This window comes from Serratia sp. 22278 (genome assembly GCF_052045405.1).
Taxonomy (GTDB): Bacteria; Pseudomonadota; Gammaproteobacteria; order Enterobacterales; family Enterobacteriaceae; genus Serratia; species Serratia marcescens.
In genome coordinates this window covers 262,557-280,094 of record NZ_JBQEOW010000005.1, presented here as the reverse complement: position 1 = coordinate 280,094, position 17,538 = coordinate 262,557, and the positions used below count along the sequence as shown (strand labels likewise).

The 17,538-nt window shown below is 62.9% G+C and carries 19 protein-coding genes; 2 read left to right on the top strand and 17 right to left on the bottom strand.

The features are described 5' to 3' along the window. On the bottom strand, window positions 1–83 hold an 83-nt coding region (locus ACTJJ6_RS12945), incomplete at its 3' end, for a hypothetical protein (protein ID WP_134267863.1). A gap of 238 nt (window positions 84–321) precedes the next feature. On the opposite strand from ACTJJ6_RS12945, the gene ACTJJ6_RS12940 reads away from it, so the two are divergent. After that, window positions 322–1,074, top strand: coding sequence for a M48 family metallopeptidase (locus ACTJJ6_RS12940; protein WP_440803550.1), 753 nt, complete (start codon window positions 322–324; stop codon window positions 1,072–1,074). Between the two features lie 41 nt (window positions 1,075–1,115). Here the strand turns inward: ACTJJ6_RS12940 and ACTJJ6_RS12935 are convergent, their stop codons facing one another. From ACTJJ6_RS12935 to ACTJJ6_RS12870, 14 genes are all read right to left on the bottom strand, one after another. Beyond that, window positions 1,116–2,756, bottom strand: coding sequence for a thiamine pyrophosphate-binding protein (locus ACTJJ6_RS12935; protein WP_049299791.1), 1,641 nt, complete (start codon window positions 2,754–2,756; stop codon window positions 1,116–1,118). A 52-nt stretch (window positions 2,757–2,808) separates the two neighbouring features. After that, window positions 2,809–4,278 (bottom strand): aldehyde dehydrogenase, encoded by a 1,470-nt coding sequence (locus ACTJJ6_RS12930; RefSeq protein ID WP_016930041.1) that lies wholly within the window; start codon window positions 4,276–4,278, stop codon window positions 2,809–2,811. A 16-nt stretch (window positions 4,279–4,294) separates the two neighbouring features. Further along, window positions 4,295–5,089, bottom strand: a complete 795-nt coding sequence (locus ACTJJ6_RS12925; protein ID WP_033639423.1) for an aspartate dehydrogenase — start codon at window positions 5,087–5,089, stop codon at window positions 4,295–4,297. A gap of 15 nt (window positions 5,090–5,104) precedes the next feature. Further along, on the bottom strand, window positions 5,105–5,899 hold the full coding sequence (locus tag ACTJJ6_RS12920) for an SDR family oxidoreductase (protein ID WP_049299792.1): 795 nt from the start codon (window positions 5,897–5,899) through the stop codon (window positions 5,105–5,107). Beyond that, entirely contained in the window at window positions 5,896–6,714 is an 819-nt protein-coding gene (locus ACTJJ6_RS12915; protein WP_048796837.1) for an alpha/beta fold hydrolase, read from the bottom strand. Before ACTJJ6_RS12915 ends, ACTJJ6_RS12920 begins: the two co-directional genes overlap by 4 nt. Beyond that, window positions 6,714–7,238, bottom strand: coding sequence for a cupin domain-containing protein (locus ACTJJ6_RS12910; protein WP_004937634.1), 525 nt, complete (start codon window positions 7,236–7,238; stop codon window positions 6,714–6,716). Before ACTJJ6_RS12910 ends, ACTJJ6_RS12915 begins: the two co-directional genes overlap by 1 nt. A gap of 168 nt (window positions 7,239–7,406) precedes the next feature. Then, window positions 7,407–8,663, bottom strand: coding sequence for an MFS transporter (locus ACTJJ6_RS12905; RefSeq protein ID WP_016930045.1), 1,257 nt, complete (start codon window positions 8,661–8,663; stop codon window positions 7,407–7,409). Between the two features lie 23 nt (window positions 8,664–8,686). Then, entirely contained in the window at window positions 8,687–9,898 is a 1,212-nt protein-coding gene (locus ACTJJ6_RS12900; RefSeq protein ID WP_420276686.1) for an NAD(P)/FAD-dependent oxidoreductase, read from the bottom strand. Then, on the bottom strand, window positions 9,895–10,836 hold the full coding sequence (locus ACTJJ6_RS12895; RefSeq protein WP_016930047.1) for a VOC family protein: 942 nt from the start codon (window positions 10,834–10,836) through the stop codon (window positions 9,895–9,897). Before ACTJJ6_RS12895 ends, ACTJJ6_RS12900 begins: the two co-directional genes overlap by 4 nt. A gap of 109 nt (window positions 10,837–10,945) precedes the next feature. Continuing rightward, on the bottom strand, window positions 10,946–11,740 hold the full coding sequence (locus ACTJJ6_RS12890; RefSeq protein ID WP_004937625.1) for an IclR family transcriptional regulator: 795 nt from the start codon (window positions 11,738–11,740) through the stop codon (window positions 10,946–10,948). A 37-nt stretch (window positions 11,741–11,777) separates the two neighbouring features. Beyond that, a complete protein-coding gene (locus ACTJJ6_RS12885) occupies window positions 11,778–12,533 on the bottom strand; it encodes an SDR family oxidoreductase (protein ID WP_193843076.1) in 756 nt (251 codons plus the stop codon). Beyond that, window positions 12,530–13,573 carry an aromatic ring-hydroxylating oxygenase subunit alpha gene (locus ACTJJ6_RS12880; RefSeq protein WP_028127706.1) on the bottom strand — a complete coding sequence of 348 codons (1,044 nt, stop codon included), beginning with the start codon at window positions 13,571–13,573 and terminating at the stop codon, window positions 12,530–12,532. Before ACTJJ6_RS12880 ends, ACTJJ6_RS12885 begins: the two co-directional genes overlap by 4 nt. A gap of 20 nt (window positions 13,574–13,593) precedes the next feature. Further along, window positions 13,594–13,902 carry a recombinase-like helix-turn-helix domain-containing protein gene (locus tag ACTJJ6_RS12875; protein WP_016930050.1) on the bottom strand — a complete coding sequence of 103 codons (309 nt, stop codon included), beginning with the start codon at window positions 13,900–13,902 and terminating at the stop codon, window positions 13,594–13,596. 2 nt (window positions 13,903–13,904) lie between these two features. Beyond that, window positions 13,905–14,222 carry a non-heme iron oxygenase ferredoxin subunit gene (locus tag ACTJJ6_RS12870; protein WP_004937614.1) on the bottom strand — a complete coding sequence of 106 codons (318 nt, stop codon included), beginning with the start codon at window positions 14,220–14,222 and terminating at the stop codon, window positions 13,905–13,907. 397 nt (window positions 14,223–14,619) lie between these two features. Here ACTJJ6_RS12870 and ACTJJ6_RS12865 point away from each other — a divergent pair, with 397 nt between their 5' ends. Then, on the top strand, window positions 14,620–15,864 hold the full coding sequence (locus ACTJJ6_RS12865; RefSeq protein ID WP_440803564.1) for an MFS transporter: 1,245 nt from the start codon (window positions 14,620–14,622) through the stop codon (window positions 15,862–15,864). 110 nt (window positions 15,865–15,974) lie between these two features. On the opposite strand, the gene ACTJJ6_RS12860 is transcribed toward ACTJJ6_RS12865, so the two are convergent. Both ACTJJ6_RS12860 and speB read right to left on the bottom strand, forming a co-directional pair. After that, window positions 15,975–16,127 (bottom strand): Hok/Gef family protein, encoded by a 153-nt coding sequence (locus ACTJJ6_RS12860; RefSeq protein ID WP_004937610.1) that lies wholly within the window; start codon window positions 16,125–16,127, stop codon window positions 15,975–15,977. 334 nt (window positions 16,128–16,461) lie between these two features. After that, window positions 16,462–17,382: an agmatinase gene (speB, locus tag ACTJJ6_RS12855; RefSeq protein ID WP_004937606.1), complete on the bottom strand. Its 921-nt coding sequence runs from the start codon at window positions 17,380–17,382 to the stop codon at window positions 16,462–16,464. Window positions 17,383–17,538: the final 156 nt, after the last annotated feature.

The window sequence follows — 17,538 nt, the reverse complement described above, 5'->3', positions numbered from 1 at the left end:
CCCGGGTGGCCGGAATTTGCTTTTTGTACGGCGTCCATGCTGAGTGCGCGGATGGCGTTGGCAAGCTCTTTACGAGAGGACATGTTTTACTCCAGGTCGGATAAAAAAAGCAGTCAAGTTCCCTATTTTCTCAGACTCCACATCACAACGGCAATCCCTAATGCCAAATGAGAGCGAGTTCACCACTTATTAGCACGATTGGACGCTTTTTCGGAATAACACTATTCTCGCCTTAGCTGGCGTACACTAGGCTCTTGCGACAAGATTTCCTCAAAGCAAAATGACTCTTTTACCTTGTTACCTTCACAGGAAGATGGCGTTATGAAAATTCGTACCTCTTTGATTGCGTTGGGCATTGCCACCTTGGCAACCGGCTGTCAAAACCTGAATACCGAAACCTTGATGCAGTCCGGCGCGCAGGCGTTCCAGGCGGCGACCCTGAGCAACGACGACGTTAAGGCCCTGAGTGATAAATCCTGCGCCGAGATGGACAGCAAGGCACAAATCGCGCCGGCCGGCAGCACCTACGCCAAGCGTCTCAACAAAATCGCTGCGGCGCTGGGCGACAACATCAACGGCACCCCGGCCAACTACAAGGTCTACGTGACCAAAGACGTCAACGCCTGGGCGATGGCCAACGGCTGTATCCGCGTCTACAGCGGCCTGATGGACATGATGAACGACAACGAAGTGGAAGGCGTGCTGGGCCACGAAATGGGCCACGTGGCGTTGGGCCACACCCGTAAAGCGATGCAGGTGGCTTACGGCACCGTGGCGCTGCGCACCGCGGCGTCCTCCGCCGGCGGCGTCATCGGCTCGCTGTCGCAGTCGCAGCTGGCGGATATCGGCGAGAAGCTGGTCAGCGCCCAGTTCTCGCAGAAGCAGGAAAGCGAAGCGGATGATTACTCGTTCGATCTGCTGAAAAAACGCGGCATCGATCCGAACGGCCTGGCCACCAGCTTCGAAAAACTGGCCCAAATAGAAGCCGGCCGTCAGAGCAGCATGTTCGACGATCACCCATCTTCCCAAGCGCGCGCGCAGCACATTCGCGATCGCATCGCGGCAGAGAAGTAACAACGAGAACGCCCGGCAACCGCCGGGCGTTTTTTATCGTATCAATACAGGGTTTTCTGCGGCGGCCCGGCGAAGGTCAGCGGCCCGACCCGCTTCATGTCCACCTCGACCACCGACGGCCCCGGGTAATTGATCGCCTCGGCCAATACGCCGTTGAACTGCGCCGCCGCGTCCACCTTCCAGGCTTTCAACCCCATCGCTTCGGCGATCTGGGTAAAGGCCGGCGTATGCAGCTCGTTGTAATACTGGCGCCCGGCGAAATACTTGTCCTGAATGCCACGCATCACGCCATAACCGCCGTCGTTCATGATCAGCAGGGTGATGTTCACCTGTTCCTGCGCCATGGTCGCCAGTTCCCCCAGACCCAGCGCCAGACCGCCATCGCCCACCAGCCCCACCACCTTGCGCTGCGGGTTGGCGATTGCGGTGCCGATCGCCATCGGCAGCCCCATTCCAATGGCGCCAGCCAGCGAGTGTATGTTGCACAGCGGCGAAATCGCCCGGAACAGCCGGCTGCCCCAGACGCTGCCGGAAACGGTGATATCGCGCACCAACAGCCCGTCCTGCGGCAGCGCGGCGTCGATGGCGTCATTGAGTTTGGCGTATTCGCCGGACTGCTGGCGCAGCGCGCTCTCAGCCTGCTGCACCGCTCCCGCGATCTCGGCATCCCACTCGGCGTTCACCTTCTCGCCAGGGGTCAACCGCGCCGCCAGCGCCGTCAGCAGCGCCGCACAGTCGCCATTGATCTGTTCATCGGCCAGGTAGTTGCGGTTGGCCGCCGCCGGATCGATGTCAATTTGCACCAACGGGCGCGGCAGCGGCAGCGTCCAGGTGCGGGTTTCATTACTGCGCAGGCGCGAACCGGCCACCAGCGTCAGGTCGCACTGCGTCAGGATCGCTTCAATGCTCGGCGAGTTGTGGAACGCCCGCAGGCTGCGCGGATGGCTGTCCGGCAGAATGCCGCGCCCGTGGGTGCTGGAGATCACCGCCACGCCGGCGTCCGCCAGCTTGCGCACCGCGTCGCCGCAGGCCAGCGCACCGCCGCCCAACCATAACAGCGGGCGCTTGGCCTGTTTCAGCCGCTGATGCAGCCGCTCCACCGCTGCGGCGTCCGCCTTCGGCAGCGGCGCCAGCGCCAACGGTTCGGCCAGCACCGAGCGGGACACCAGGCTGCTTTGAATATCGATCGGGATCTCGACCGCCACCGGGCCGCAGGGCACGGTTTGCGCATCCAGGATCGCTCGCTGGATCACCGCCACCGCCTGCTCCGGCGAATTGACCCGGTAGGCGCGCTTGGAGCAGGCGCGCAGGAAGCCGAGCTGATCGCGGGTTTCATGAATAAAACCGGCGTCGGCGTCCAGATAGGCTTTTTCCACCTGGCCGGTGATATGCAACAGCGGCGTGTTGGCGTTAAGCGCTTCAATCATCGCCCCCACCGCGTTGCCCGCGCCGGCGCCGGTGCTGGTCAACGCCACGCCCAGGCCGGAGAAACGCCCGTGCGCGTCGGCCATGGTCACCGCGCCCGCTTCGCCGCGCGCCGGCACGAAGCGAATTTTATCGCGCTGCCCCACCGCATCGGCGATCGGCAGATTATGAATCGAAATGATGCCGTACATCGCCGACACCGCGTACTGTTCCAGAGTCCGGGCTATCGCCTCGCCAACCGTGATTTTATCGCTCATCATCTGCCTTCTTAGGGTAATCGTTATTAGGGTTATGCGTAGAGGTGTCGGCCTAGTCGCTCCAGCGGTTCACCTGATGGCTCAGCGCCAGATACACGCTTTTCTGCTGCATGTAGGCCTTGATGCCGTTCAGGCCCTTTTCGCGGCCCAGTCCGCTTTCCTTGAAGCCGCCGAACGGCGTGGAAATCGAGAACGTTTTGTAGGTGTTGATCCAGACGGTGCCGGTTTCCAGCCGCTCCGCCAGCGCCATCGCCCGCGGGAAATCGCGGCTCCAGATGCCGGCCGCCAGGCCGTACACCGAGTCGTTGGCCTGTTCGATCAGCTGTTGCTCGTCGTCGAACGGCAGCGCCACCAGCACCGGGCCGAAGATCTCCTCCTGGCACACGCGGGCATCGTTGTTCAAACCTTCGATAATGGTCGGCAGGTAATAGCTGCCGCTCGCCAGTTGCGGATCGGCCGGCGCTTCGCCGCCGATGCTCACCCGGCCGCCCTCCTGCCGCGCCAACGCCACGTAGTCCGCCACGCTTTGCCGATGTTTGGCGCTGATCAGCGGGCCGAGATGCACGCCCGGCACCAGCGGGTTGCCGATGCGCAGCCCCGCCGTCAGTTCGGTCAAGCGCGCCAGCAGCGGCTGATACAGCGAACGATGCACGAACAGCCGTGAACCGGCGATGCACGCCTGGCCGGCAGAGCTGAAAATGCCGTAACAGATGCCGCGCGCCGCCTGCTCCAGATCGGCGTCCTCCAGCACGATGGTCGGCGATTTACCGCCCAGCTCCAGCGAGGTGGGGATCAGCTTGTCGGCGGCGATGTGCGCCAAATGGCGCCCGGTGCCGGTCCCGCCGGTAAAGGCGATCTTTTTCACCAGCGGATGGCGCGCCAACGCCTCGCCGATCACCGAACCTTTGCCCGGCAGCACGCTGAGCAGCCCGGCAGGGAGCCCCGCCTGTTCGAACAGCTCGGCCAGCTTCAGCGCCATCAGCGGCGTGGCTTCGGCCGGTTTGAGCACCACGGCGTTGCCCGCCGCCAGCGCCGGCGCCACCTTCTGCATTTCGCTGGCGATCGGTGAGTTCCACGGCGTAATGGCGGCGATCACCCCCATCGGTTGATACTGACTGAGCGTCATCACTTCGGCGCTGCGCGGGGTCGGCAGCTCGCCTTCCAACACCTCGCAGGCGGCGGCGAAGTAGCGCGCGGTCGCCGCCGCGCTGGCCACCAGGCCGCGGGTTTCCGCCAGCGGTTTGCCGTTGTCGCGCGTCTGCAACTCGGCCAGCTGTTCCTGCTGCGCCAGGATCAGGTTGCTCACGCGGTAGAGAATTGAGGCGCGTTGGTGCGGCACCAGTCCGCGCCATTCCGGCGCGCGCCAGGCCTTTTCCGCCGCCTCTACCGCCTCGTTGACATCCTCGACGTTAGCGGCGCGCAGCCGCGCGTTGACGCTGCCGTCGGCCGGGAATACCGAAGCCATCTCTTCGCCGCGCCCTTCACGCCAGCGCCCGGCGACAAAAATATTCAATCGTTCCATGCTCCGCTCCTGCCGTTCAGGCAATAAAACCGCCGTCCACCAGACGGCGGCAGGCTTGTACCGCGCTCAGCGCCGCCAGGGTTGATGTTTTGGGATTGCTCGCCAGCGGGTTGCCGCTCAGCTCAATGTGAAACTCGCCAAAGTCGCCGCACACCTGCAGGCGGTGGGTATTGCGCCGGGTGGCGGGATCGACCTGCAGGCGCACCCGGGTGGCGTCCATCCCCAGACCGTTGAGCGCAATAGTGGCCGCCACGTTGGCGTTGGCCGGGAACAAACGCGCCGCTTCGCGCGCCGAGCCTTCAAAAAATACCTGCGCCTCGCGCACCGCATCGAGGTCGATCAGTTGCTCCGCCGGGCTGCCGCGCCAGCTGGCCGGGCTCTTGCTGGCCTGATAGGTCACGCTCTCCAACCCGCCTTCACGCGCCGACGCCAGCCCGTCCATCCCCGCCACCGCGCCGGACAGCACGATCAGCTGCCCGTGATGGCGGCGGCAAACCTGCTGCAGCCGCTGTTGCAATGCGGCGTCCGCCAGCGCGCCGGTCGAGACCACCGCCAGCGGCCAACCGCGCTGCAGCACCGCCTCGCCAAACTCCGCCACAGCCTGCTGGCTGGCGCACTCCAGCACCAGATCCGGCCGCTGCGAACACTGCTCCGGATGGGTCAGCGCCTGCACCCGCCCGTCAAAAGCCTCGGCGATCGCCGCATGATGAGCTGCGCGCGCCAGGATCCAGCCAACCTCCACGCCTTCCGGCAGACGGGCGATCACTTCCTTCGCCATCGCGCCGTAGCCAATCATCATGATCTTCTTCATCTTTCTCGGCCCCTGCTACACATGGCGGTTAAAGCCGCCGGAAACGTCCAGCGCCGCGCCGGTGGTAAAGGAAGCCAGCGGCGAAGCGAGGAACAACAGCGCCTGCGCCGGCTCCTGCGGCTTGCCCAGGCGTTTCATCGGGATGCCGCGCCGTTCGGCGATGGCCGCCGTCCACTGCTCCCAACTTTGATCTTTATCGCTGCGCTCGTCGAAACGGCGGCGCCACTGGCCCGACTCCACCATCCCCAGCAAGATCGAGTTAACCCGAATGCCTTTGCCCACCAGCTCTTTCGACAGCGTCAGCGTCATGTTGAGCAGCGCGGCACGCGCCGCCGAGGTGGCGATCATGTGCTCTTCCGGCTGCAGCGCCAGCAGCGAGTTCACGCAGGTGATAGACGCGATCGCCGATCGTTCCAGCGCCGGTAAGAACGCCTGCACCGGGTTGATCACGCCGAACAGCTTCAGCTCGGCCTCATGCAGCCAGGCCTCGCGCGGCGTCTGGTCAAAATGGGCGACGAAGCCCTGACCGGCGTTGTTGATCAGCAGATCCACGCCGCCGAAATGCGCCGTCACCTGAGCGGCGAACTGCGCCACCTGCTGCGCGTCCAGCACGTCGCAGCGCAGCGCCAGGATATCCGCCTGCGGGAAGTCCGCGCGCAGGCTGGCTGCTGCGCCGGCCAGCTTGTCCTGATCGCGGCCGCAGAACGCCACTTTCGCCCCTTCGGCCAGCAGCAGCTTCAGGGTTTCAAAACCGATGCCCGACGAGCCGCCGGTCACCACCGCCACCCGATCCTCAAGCTGAAAATTCATCGTTGGATTGCTCCCGTAAAGTCCCGCAGATAGCGGTTGAAACACGCCGGCGCATCGAGGTAGCTGGCATGACCGGCGGCGGCGATCAGACGCAGCGTCGCGTCCTGCTCGCGCGCCAGCTCGGCCGCCTTCTCCGGTGGCGTAATGCGATCCTGTTCACCGCACCACACCTCCAGCGGGCCGCGATAGCGCGCCAGATAGCGACCGATATCATCGTTGGCCAACATCCAGGCGGCACTCAGAAAACCGTCGGGATCGAGCTGCTGCATGCCGTTGCGCACCCAGGCGATATCCTGCGGATCCGCCCCTTCACGCAGCAAGGCCGCCGCCCGCTGCTCGCCGTAGCCCACCGGCCCCAGCGTCTCTATCATCTGCTGGCGCTGGCCGTACACCTGCCGGCGTTTTTCCTCCGGCGCCGTGGCATAGCCCTGCGCCGGATCCGCCAACACCAGCCCGCACAGCCCATCCGGATAGCCGGCGGCATAGGCGCTACCGATCAGCGCCCCCAGCGAATGGCCGACGATCAGCGGCTGCACCAGCTGCAGCTCATCAATCAGCGCCGCCAACGCCGCCGCATAACCGGCGGCATCGGCCTGCGGATCCGCCAACGGCAGGCTGCCGCCGTAGCCCGGCGCGTCCCACGCCAACAGACGGTGGCCGTCCGTCAGGCCGTTATCGTTGAACTGCTTGATCCACGAGGCGGATCCGGAGCTGATGCCGTGCAGCAACACCACCGGCCGCCCCTGCCCGGCCTCGCGCCAGCTCAGGGTGTACGCCCCGCAGCGCGCCCGTTGGCGTTGCGCCAGGCCGTTCATCAGTTGCGCTTCACTTTGGACAGCGGGTGATCCGCCGGATAGGTCGGGATCTCCGGCTTGGCGGTGCCGAGCATCACGCACATCAGCGCCTCTTCCTCGCCGTGGTTGAACAGGCCGCGATACACCCCCGCCGGCACCGAGATCAGATCGCGCTCTTTCAGCCTGGTTTCGTAATACTCTTCCCCATCCTGAATCATCAGCGTGATGCTGCCTTTCAGCATGAAGAACACTTCTTCCACGTCGTCGTGCAGGTGCAGCGGGCCCTCGCACTTCGACGGCAGCACCATGGTGGAGAAGGTGAAGTTGCCCGCCGGAATGGTGTTGGCGTCGCTGGCCACGCCGGTGGCGCCGGTGCCGATGTAGCGCATCTGCGCGCGGCGGTATTTCGGGTCAAAATCGGCCTGGAATTTCAGCGCGTTCCAGTCATATTTGCGGCCTTCGAAACGGGCAATGCGCGACTCCACCCAGTTTTCCATCGACAGATCCTGCGGCTTGACGCCGGCTTTGTTCTCAACCTGAGACATGTTGTCACTCCTCTGTTGAATCAAATGGTTATCCCCTTCGTCTTTCACGCTGTCGCGTTGTTGGCTGCATTCGTTCGCACCAGTCACTTACCGCAGTAAGCTCCTGGAGACTCACGAACTTGCCGCCTAGCCACAGCATGAAATCCATTGGGCTTAGTAATTGTTAATTCAGTACTTTCTCAGCAACGGCAGCAGAATGAGGCAGCCGACGAACGCCATCACCACCAGGAACAGCAGGCCGTTATCCATATTGCCGGTGGCGGCGATCAGCGCCCCCATCAGCACCGGCGCCAGCGCGCCGGCAAAATTGCCCAACCCGTTGAAGATGCCGCCGGCGGTGGCGCTCACCTTGCTGCTGGTGGCCTTCGCCAACAGCGCGAAAATATTCGGCGCGCCGGCGCCCCACATAAAGGTGCTGAAGGCCATGGCGGCGATCACGCTGTAGGTGCCCTGCAGGTGCAACACCACCGCCAGACCGAGGCCGGCGCCGCACAGCGACAGGAAGCAGGCCAGCGCGCGGCGATCCAGCTTGTCCGACAGCCAGGCGCCCAGCACTTCGCCGAGCAGCATGGCGATGAACGGCAGCGAAGAGAGGTAACCGGCATGCTCCAGATGAATGCCTTTGCCCTTGATCAGATAGCTCGGCAACCAGCCGTTCATGCCCCACAGGTAGGTCAGAAAGGCGATGTTGAACAGGCAGATCATCCAAAAGTGCGGACTGCGCAGCAGCTCGCGGCGGTGCTGTTTGCGTTCGGACACCGCCGGTTTGGCCGCCGCCGCCGGACGCGAGACGTTCAGGTGGCGCATGCCGAACAGCACCAGCAACATCACCGGCAACGTCAGAAACGCCATAAAGAAGAAGGTGGCCTGCCAGTCGAAGGTATTGAGGATGTACAGGGTGACCGGGAAGCCGAGCGCGGCCCCCAACGGCGTGCCGAGCAACCACAGCATGGTGGCGCGTGCCTGCAGCTGCGGCGGGAAAGCCTGACGAATAATGGCGTAGGCCATCGGCAGCAACGGCCCTTCGGCGATGCCGAGCAGGATGCGCAGCGTCATCATGGCGTGATAGGAACGCACCAGCCCCATCAACACCATCAGCACGCCCCACACCACCATCATGCCAATCAATACCTTGACCGGATTAAGCCGATCGCCGATGCCGCTGAGCAGCATTGAGGAAATGCCGTAGGAGAACAGAAACGCGCTCATCAGCAAGCCCAGCCGCGCCGGGTCAAAACCAATGCCCAACGCCTGCTGAAACTCGGCGTCGGAAAACAGCGCCGCGATGCTGATCTTGTCGAAAAACGCCAGCAGCACGCAGGCGAACAGCGCGATCGGCACCGACCAGCGCACCCGCTGCTGCGGATTTTCGGCAACGGTTTCCCCCGCCCGTCCAGCGCGGGCGTCAATGTCTTGCGTAGTCATAAAACGCTCCCGAGGTTCGGGCGTTATTTCAACGCCATCAAAGAAAACTCCGCATCCGCCAGTTGCTGCAGATCCAGCACCCGGCCGCTCGCCAGCCAACGCTTGCCGAGTTTGATGGTGCGCGCGTCGTTGAACGCCACCATCTGCACCAGCTGCCGATCGGCGTTCAGCGTGAAGAACACCTGCGACTGCGGCGTGCGGCGCACCACATGGTGTACGCCGCCGCTCGGCACGCCGAGGATCTGGATATTGACGTCATATTGATCCGACCACAGCCAGGCCACGTCGTCATACGGGGCGGCGAAGGCGTCGAGCATCGCGCAGGCGGTGCTGATGGCCTGATTTTGCGCGTAGGCCCAAGACTGCAGGCACAGGCCAAGCGTCGGGTGACGCGCCACGTCGCCGGCGGCGAAGATCGCCGGATGGCTGGTGCGCCCCTGGCCGTCGACCACAATGCCGGACTCGATCGCCAGCCCGGCGCTGCGCGCCAGTTCGAGATTCAGCTCGACGCCGATCCCCACCACCACCAGATCGAAGGCCTGCGGATCGCTGACTTCGCTGCCGATCCAGGCGGCGCCGTCGCGATCTTCCAGCGAGATCTCGCCGCAGCCGCACAGCACCGTGACGCCCTGCCGGCGATGCAGTTCGAGCAACGCCTGCGAGACATCGGCGCCGACGCTGCGCATACACAGCGCTGGCTGGCGTTCAAACACCGTCACCTCGGCACCGAGACGCCGCGCGGAAGCGGCGATCTCCAGCCCGATCCAACCGCCGCCGACGATCGCCAGGCGACGACAGCCCTGCAGCCCCTGCCGCAACCGGGCCGCATCGTCCCAGGAACGCAGCGTCATCACGCGCGGGTGCTGCGCCCAGGCGGCGCCCGGCACACGCGGCCGCCCGCCGGTGGCGATCAGCAACTGCTCGAACTGCAGCCGTTGCCCATCGCTGAGCGTAACGATTTGCTGTTCGGCGTCGATGGACTCGGCGCGCAGCGGGCGGCGCCAGTCGATATTCAGCTCCGCCACCGTCTGTTCGCTGAACAGCCGGCTGAGGGGAGCCGCGGCATCCAGCAACGCCGCTTTCGACAGCGGCGGCCGCTCGTAAAAATCGTAGGGTTCGTCGCTGACAACCGTCAGCCGGCCGCTGTAACCGCGGTCGCGCAGCGTCTTGGCCGCCCAGCCGCCGGCCTGGCCGCCACCGACGATGACGATGCCCGCCTGTTCAGCCCGGTTCATAACGCCTCCGCTTTTTTATGCTGGCGGCGCGTGTCGTGATCGATGCCGCCCTCTACCGCCCATTCGGTGAAGGAGACCAGCGAATGCTCCAGCTCGCGCGGCTGCCAGTTTTCCGTCAGATAATCGTCGTTGGTGTAGTACTCGAACGCGCCGCCGGTCGGGCTGTTGACGTACCAGAAATAGGCCGAGGAGATCGGGTGACGGCCGGGGCCGATAAAGGTGCTCCACTGCTCTTTGTTCATGGCGATGCCGCCGCCGATCACTTCGTGGATATCGCGCACGGTGAACGCCACGTGATTCAGGCCGCGTGGGCGGTTCGGCAACTTCAGCAGGAACAGGTTATGATGGCCGCCGCGCGCCTGGGTGCGCAGGAAGACGGCGCGATCGATATAGCGATCGGAAACCTGGAAATCCAACAGCTCGCGGTAGAAACGCTCGGTCGCCGCCAGATCGTCGACGAAGAACACCACGTGGCCGATGTTGATCGGCTGCGCCTGCGAATAGACCGGGCTGGGTTGATCGATGCGGCGCACGTCGCCCCACTGGTTGATCGGCGTGACCGGCACCTCGACCGCCTGCTGGCGGCTGACGACGAAGCGCAGCGTCATGCCGTTGGGATCGCGGCATTCCAACTCTTCTCCCACCTGACGGAAGCCGGGCATCAACGCCAAACGCGGCTGCAGGCGCGCCAGTTCGGCGGGCGAGGCCACGCCCCATGTCATGCGGCGCAGGGTGGAACCGCCTTCAAACGCCGCAGGCAGCGCCGCGCTTTGCAACGGGTGCAGGACAACCCGCGCCCCGCTCAGGGTAGTGAATTCGCGCTGCGCTTCGCCCCAATGTTGCGTGGCGGGCTGCAGGCCGAAATCTTGCATGAATTTTTCGCAGGTTGGCAGATCTTCGACGCCAAATTCCAGTTTTTCGATTCCGATTACGCTCATTGTTCAGCCTCACATTCTCGCTGCATACGGTTTTCAGGCATGACTGAACCCCGGCCCGTGTTTGCTGCGGGCCTTATCCCTGCCTGAGTAAAAGAGTCGGTCCTGTCGGTTAGCCGACGTTGGCCTGCGGCGGCGCGCCGAGGAAGCCGGAAATTTTCTCCGCCGCGTCGCGCACTTCCATGCGCAGCCGCTCGCGATCCGCTTTCGGGATCTCATCGGACGGCACCATGATGCTGACCACCGCCTCGACCCGCTGCTCGCGGTTGAAGATCGGATAGACGATCGAGGAGATGCCGTGGCGGAAGAACGATTCGCCGATCACATAGCCGCGCGCCTTGTCTTGCTGCACCATCTGCCACAGCGTTTCGCGATCCGCCGGGGTGCCCGGCGCATTGCCCGGCAGTTGCGCGTCTGGATAAAGTTGTTCGAACTCACTGCGAGTCGCGCTGGTCAACAACATGCGGCCGAGCGAGGTTTGGTGCACCGGCAAGCGGGTGCCGACGCTGACCTGATTGATCTGCGAACCGGCAGCGCTGACGCGGGCGATATAGATCACATCACGCCCGTCGCGGATCGCCAGATGGCTGCTGCACTGGCTGCGATCGCGCAGCTGCTCGATCACCGGCTGGCCGGCCTGCGCGACGTCCAGCGACGCGATATATTCGAAGCCGAGGCGCAGCACCTTGATGCCGAGCGCAAAGGTGTTGGTGCGCGGATTGCGCTCCAGAAAGCCCAAGTGTTCGAGCGTCTGCACCACGCGATAAGCGGTGGCCTTCGGCATATCGACCAAGCGATGCAACTCGGCGAAGGTCATCTCCTTATGCTGCTCGCCAAACGCCAGCAGCAACTGCAACCCGCGATCCAGCCCCGGGATCAGATACTTACATGCTTGCTCGTCCGCCATCTCTCGCTCCTGCGCTGTGCGCCTGCCCTGCGGGCCGTCAGTTGAATACGAAGCCGCCGTTGACCGGCAGCAGTTGACCGGTGACAAAATTCGCCAGCGGCGACAGCAGATAAAGCACCGTACCGTTCACATCGTCCGGGTGCTGCGCCCCGGCCAGCGCGCGCCCCTGCTCGTACAGCTGGTGGCGTTCGGCGGGGACATACTCGGTGGCTTCCACCCGCGTCAGGCCCGGCGCGATGGCGTTGACGCAGATCCCCTGCGGCCCCAGTTCACGCGCCATCGATCGGGTCATCGCGATCAGCGCGCCTTTACTGGCAACATAGGCCATCAGGCGCGGCGCGCCCCACAGCGCGGTGTCCGACGCCACGTTGACGATCTTGGCGTGCGGGTTGCGCGCCAGCAGCGGCACCGCCGCCTGGCTCACCAGCCAGGTGCCGCGCACGTTGACCTGCATTACCCGATCCCACAGATCGATGTCGTATTCCATCATGGTTTTACCGCCGACGCCGGTCGCCAGCGCCGCGTTGTTCACCAGCCCGTCGATCTCGCCGCCTGTGGCGATCTTCTCGAACGCCGAACGGATCGAATCCGGTGAGGCCAGATCGATGATTTGCGTTTCCACCTGAGCGCCCTGCTCGCGCAGCGCGGCGCCGCTCGCCGCCAGCTCATCCGCCAAAATGTCGCACATCACCACCTGCGCGCCGGCAGCCGCGATGGCGGCGGCGAAGCTGTAGCCCAGGCCGCGCGCCGCGCCGGTGACCACGATGCGTTTATCGTTCAGCAGGCCGTTCACTGCGCCGCCTCCCGCTCGCGCAGCGTCGCCAGCTGTTTTTGCGCCTCTTTCTGCATCAGGCGGCGCAGGCGAGAAAGACCGACGTCGTGCTGGTACAGATATTCGCGGCCGCGGGCGTTAGGCGCCATGTTCTCAAGCACGATGCGATCCTGCTCGAGCACGTCCCAATGCAACGATTCCAGGCGATTGCGGTACATGAAGCGCCACATGTCGCGCTGCCAGTCTTTGACCTTACGAATGCGCCAGAAGAATACCCGGCAGTGATCCTTGTCTTCCGGCACCACCATGCCGATGATCCAGAAGTGACCGCCCGGCCCGAAACGCTTCTTGTACGGGATCGACAGGCGCATCCAATACGCGCCGCTGTTGCCGAATTCCACCCAGTCGAAGTTGACGCCGATCTGGCCGTTTTTCTTGAAGATGAAGCCGCTGTCGGTCGGCTCCAGCGCCATGTCCGCCTTGCGATCCCCTTCCGCCATCGAGTGTGAAGAGGAGTGCAGGTAAGTGCCGTGCATCGGATCCATCACGTTTTCCAGGGCGTACTGGTAGTTGCAGTTCCAGCTGGCGGTGCACAGAAAATTACTGTACGACGCTTCGTCCGCCAGCTCTTGCGGGAAAGTCAGCTCCGCCGGCGCTTCATCCGCCGTCACGCCGAAATAGAGGAACACCGCGCCATAGGCTTCTTTGGCCGGGTAAGAACGCAGGCATTTTTGCCCCACCAGCGGGCAGCGATCCACCGCCGGCACGTCTTTCACCGTCCCGTCGCCGCCGACTTCCACCCCGTGATACCAACAGGCGATGCGATCGCCGAGGTTCCACCCCATGGAAAGCCGCGCGCCACGGTGCGGGCAGCGGTCTTCCAGCGCGTGGATCTGGCCTTCGCCGTCGCGCCACACCACGATTTGCTGCTCCAGGCGGGTGATGCCGACCGGGTTGTTGCCCACTTCCCAGCTGGCCAGCACCGGATACCACATGCCGCGCAGCCCCTGGTCAAGATAGTCCTGCAAGCTCTGTTCGGAGGATGTTGTGTTTGCTGTCATTGTCTTCTCCCGGGTGTCGCTCAGAAACCGTTAACGTGAAGGAATTCGCGGAACGTCGCCTCATTCCACGGCTGGCCGCTGCGATCGAACAGACGACGCTGATTCAACGCGCTAACGATCTGCTCCAGCTCTTCCCCCCCCTGATCGAAGATCGTTTCCAGCGCCGCCACCAGGGCGGTTTCGAAACCGTCCGGCACCCGGGCGCGGTTTTGCCAGATGACATTGCGGAACTGGCCCGGCTGATGGATTTGACCGTTGCCGCCTTCGCGGGCTGGCGTCACTTGTTGGGTGTCCGGCAGCCAGGGATTGAAATCGGTGATGTGCTGCATGATTACTCCTCCGCGATAAAGGTGATCTGGATTTGGTTGTCGACCACCCGGGTGGGATAGGTTTGCAGATCTCGGCCGCCCGGCTCGCGCAGGCACTGGCCGGTGCGCACGTCAAACAGCGCTTCGTGCAGCGGGCACTCAACCTTGCCATCGTCTACAAACCCCTGGCTGAGCAAGGCATAAGCATGCGGGCAGACGTCTTCCAGCGCGTAGTAGTTACCGTCGAGCAGGTACACCCCGATCTCTTTTCCTTCCACTTTGCCGGAGAAAGGAAAATCTTCTTTCACCTGAGACACTTCGCACACATTCTTCCAGCTCATTGCTTTTATCCTCTATCTGATTGTTTCATATATGAAACTCAGTTTCTTATTTAATACAGCCACTATAAGTCTGGCGAAACTTTCGTCAAGCGAGCGGAACGGCAAATGTTAATGAAAGGTTGTTTAAAAATGACAAATGCGGGAAGGATCACGAAATCTTGCACCGATATGAAAAACCTATGTCAGTTGTGCGCTCCCTCGCTAATTTATGGCAAAAAACGCGTTGATCTCTGCGGCGAATTGCGCGTAAAAGTGTTTTCCCTCTGTCATTTACACCCTATTTGATAACAATAAATTTACATCAATCAGCCCCATCCCCGCGTTTGCGCCAAATGGCATCCTCGGGTGAGTTTACTGCTGCCTGAATTCGTCAACCGCTCGCACTGAGGAACGCGCCGTGCAACAACGTCAACGCTGGTTTGGGGTGATCGCCCTGCTGTTTCTGATCGTTATCGCCTATGCGGATCGGGTTAATATCGCCGTGATGTTGGTCAATCCCGACTTCCTGCAACACTTTCAACTCGGCGGTGACCGCGCTCACCAGGGCACGCTGATGACGGTGTTTTTACTCGGTTACGGCCTGTCCGCCATGTTGCTGACGCCGTTTCTGGAAACGCTGATGGGTTACCGCCGCGCGCTGACGCTGAGCGTGGTGCTGTGGGCGCTGCTCACCGCCGCCTCGCCGCTGGCGGGATCGCTGCTGTTGCTGTGCGCGGTGCGCGCGCTGCTTGGCGTCAGCGAAGGGCCGCTGTTCTCGCTGAAAACCATGTACATCAGCGATCATTTCGCCGCCGACGAGCGCGGCAAGCCCAACGCAGTCAGCGCGCTGGGCGTCTCGTTGGGGCTGGTGCTCGGCTTTCCGCTGGTGAGTTTTCTGATGGCGCACTTCGGGTGGGCGATGTCGTTTCACCTGCTGGCGCTGCTCAACCTGCTGCTGGGCCTGGCGCTGGTGCGGTTGTTCGTTCATCCGCTCGCCTTACCCTCATCTTCTTCACACCCTGCCGATTCGCAACCGGTGCTAAGCCGCGTCTGGCACACCTTTGCGCTGGCCTGGCGCACGCCGATGCTCGGCTGGATCCTGCTGATCGAGATCGCCACGCTCAGCTACCTGTGGGGCTCCAGCGCCTGGCTGCCGGCTTACCTGACCGATGAAAAGGGGTTCTCCATCAAGCAAATGGGCTGGATGGCGGCGCTGCCGTTCATCGTCAGCATCGCCTCCAAATACCTCGGCGGCGCGTTGCTCGATCGTATCCGCCCCTATCAGGCGCCGCTGATCTTCGTCTTTGGCGGCGCGGCGACCGCACTGTGCATCTATGGCGTAATGAACAGCCATCAGCTTGGTTGGATCGCCTTCTTCCTGCTGGCGGCCAACGCCTGTTGGGGTGCGCAGGGCGCGGCGATCCCCACGCTGCTCCAGCATTATGCGCGGCCGGAGGCGGTCGGCAGCGCCTATGGGCTGATCAACGGCATCGGCAATCTGTTCTCGGCGTTCGTGCCGATGGCGATGGGCATGGTGATGGCCGGCCAGGGCAAGGTGTCCTCGGGCTTTGCGGTGCTGATTGCCTCACAGCTGTTGACGCTGCTGGCGGGCGGCGCGCTGTTTAGCCGTATGTTGCTGACGCGGCAGGTGAAACGGGCATAGTCTGTTCCCGCACCGTTGCGGCAGAGAAAGCCAATGGCCTTGAGAGGGTGCTCATGGATCTGGACGCCAACAACCAGCAGACGGGGGACATCCCCCGTCGCCGGGTTGCCTTACCGTTCGGATTCGTAAGCCAAAATGGCCGCAACCTCCGTAGTGCCCGATCGGATCCGCAGCTCGCACAGCGTGCTACGGGTTATCCATGCCAATGATATTACCGTGGCACAAATAACCACCAGTTTTAACAGGCTCCGTTTGTTCGGCATCATGCCTTCTTCTCCTTGCCTCGCGGCGGGTAAGAGGCTAACTTAACGTTGCTGGCGTTAGAGTAGGCCTCGGGTTGATGAATATCGACTCGGGGCTTTTCTCTTTGTACCTTTCACGCAGGCTCTAGATACAAAGATCCAGAGCACCCGCGCGCAGTATATTCACCCTTCCCGTTATCCCGGTTCCTTTTTACTGACTCCGTTTCATTTCTGCGCAAAATTGCGCAAAGGTGTTGCAACAGACTGAAAATCGCCGCGCAGATGGCGAAAATGAAATAAAAAAAGCGGCCCCCATACGATGGGAGCCGCTTTTTCAGCGAGGCGTGGCCTGGCGTCAGGCGTGTTTCTTGGCCGCCTGCAGGTACAGCATCTCCAGACCCAACGTCGCCGCGGCCAGCGCGGTGATCTCGGACTGGTCATACGCCGGCGCCACTTCCACTACGTCCATGCCGACGATGTTCAGCGACTGCATGCCGCGCACCAGTTTCAGCGCGCGATCGGAAGTCAGACCGCCGATCACCGGCGTGCCGGTGCCCGGTGCGAACGCCGGATCCAGACAGTCGATGTCGAAGGTCAGGTACACCGGCATATCGCCGACGATGCCTTTGATCTGGGTCAGCAGGTCGTCCACGCTGCGATCGTTCACCTGAGCGGCGTCCAGTACGGTAAAGCCATTGTCGTGATCGAACTCGGTGCGAATGCCGATCTGCACCGAGTGATGCGGGTCGATCAGGCCTTCGTTCGGCGCATGGTAGAACATGGTGCCGTGGTCGAACTTGCTGCCGTTGGCGTAGGTATCGGTATGGGCGTCAAAGTGCACCAGCGCCAGCTTGCCGAAATGCTTGGCGTGCGCACGCAGCAGCGGCAGGGTGACGAAGTGGTCGCCGCCGAACGAGAGCATGCGCTTACCGGCCTTCAGCAGTTTCTCCGCGTGCGCCTGCAGCTTGTCGCTCATGTCCTGCGCATCGCCGAAGTTGAACACGATGTCGCCGCAGTCAACCACGTTCAGGCGATCGCGCAGATCGAAGCTCCACGGCCAACGGTTGCCTTCCCAGGCCAGGTTGGTGGACACCTGGCGTATGGCCGCCGGGCCATGACGGCCGCCGGCGCGACCGGAGGTCGCCATGTCAAACGGAATGCCGGTGATGACCCACTCTGCATCGCTGTCGTAAGGCATGAAGTTCAGCGGAAAGCGCAGGAAACCAAAGGCGTTGGACACTAATGAATTATCGGACTGATGGCCTAAGGTGCTCATAGTAAACCCTCGTAGTTCAACAAGTTGCCGGGCGCAGACGCCGGGCCGTTACAAAAAAAAATCCCTCCCGCGTCGTTAGCCCGACGAGAAAGGGATTTGTTCGATGTGTGTTTCGGTGCTACCGATGCAGCAGATTATGGCCGCATTTTGTTCATG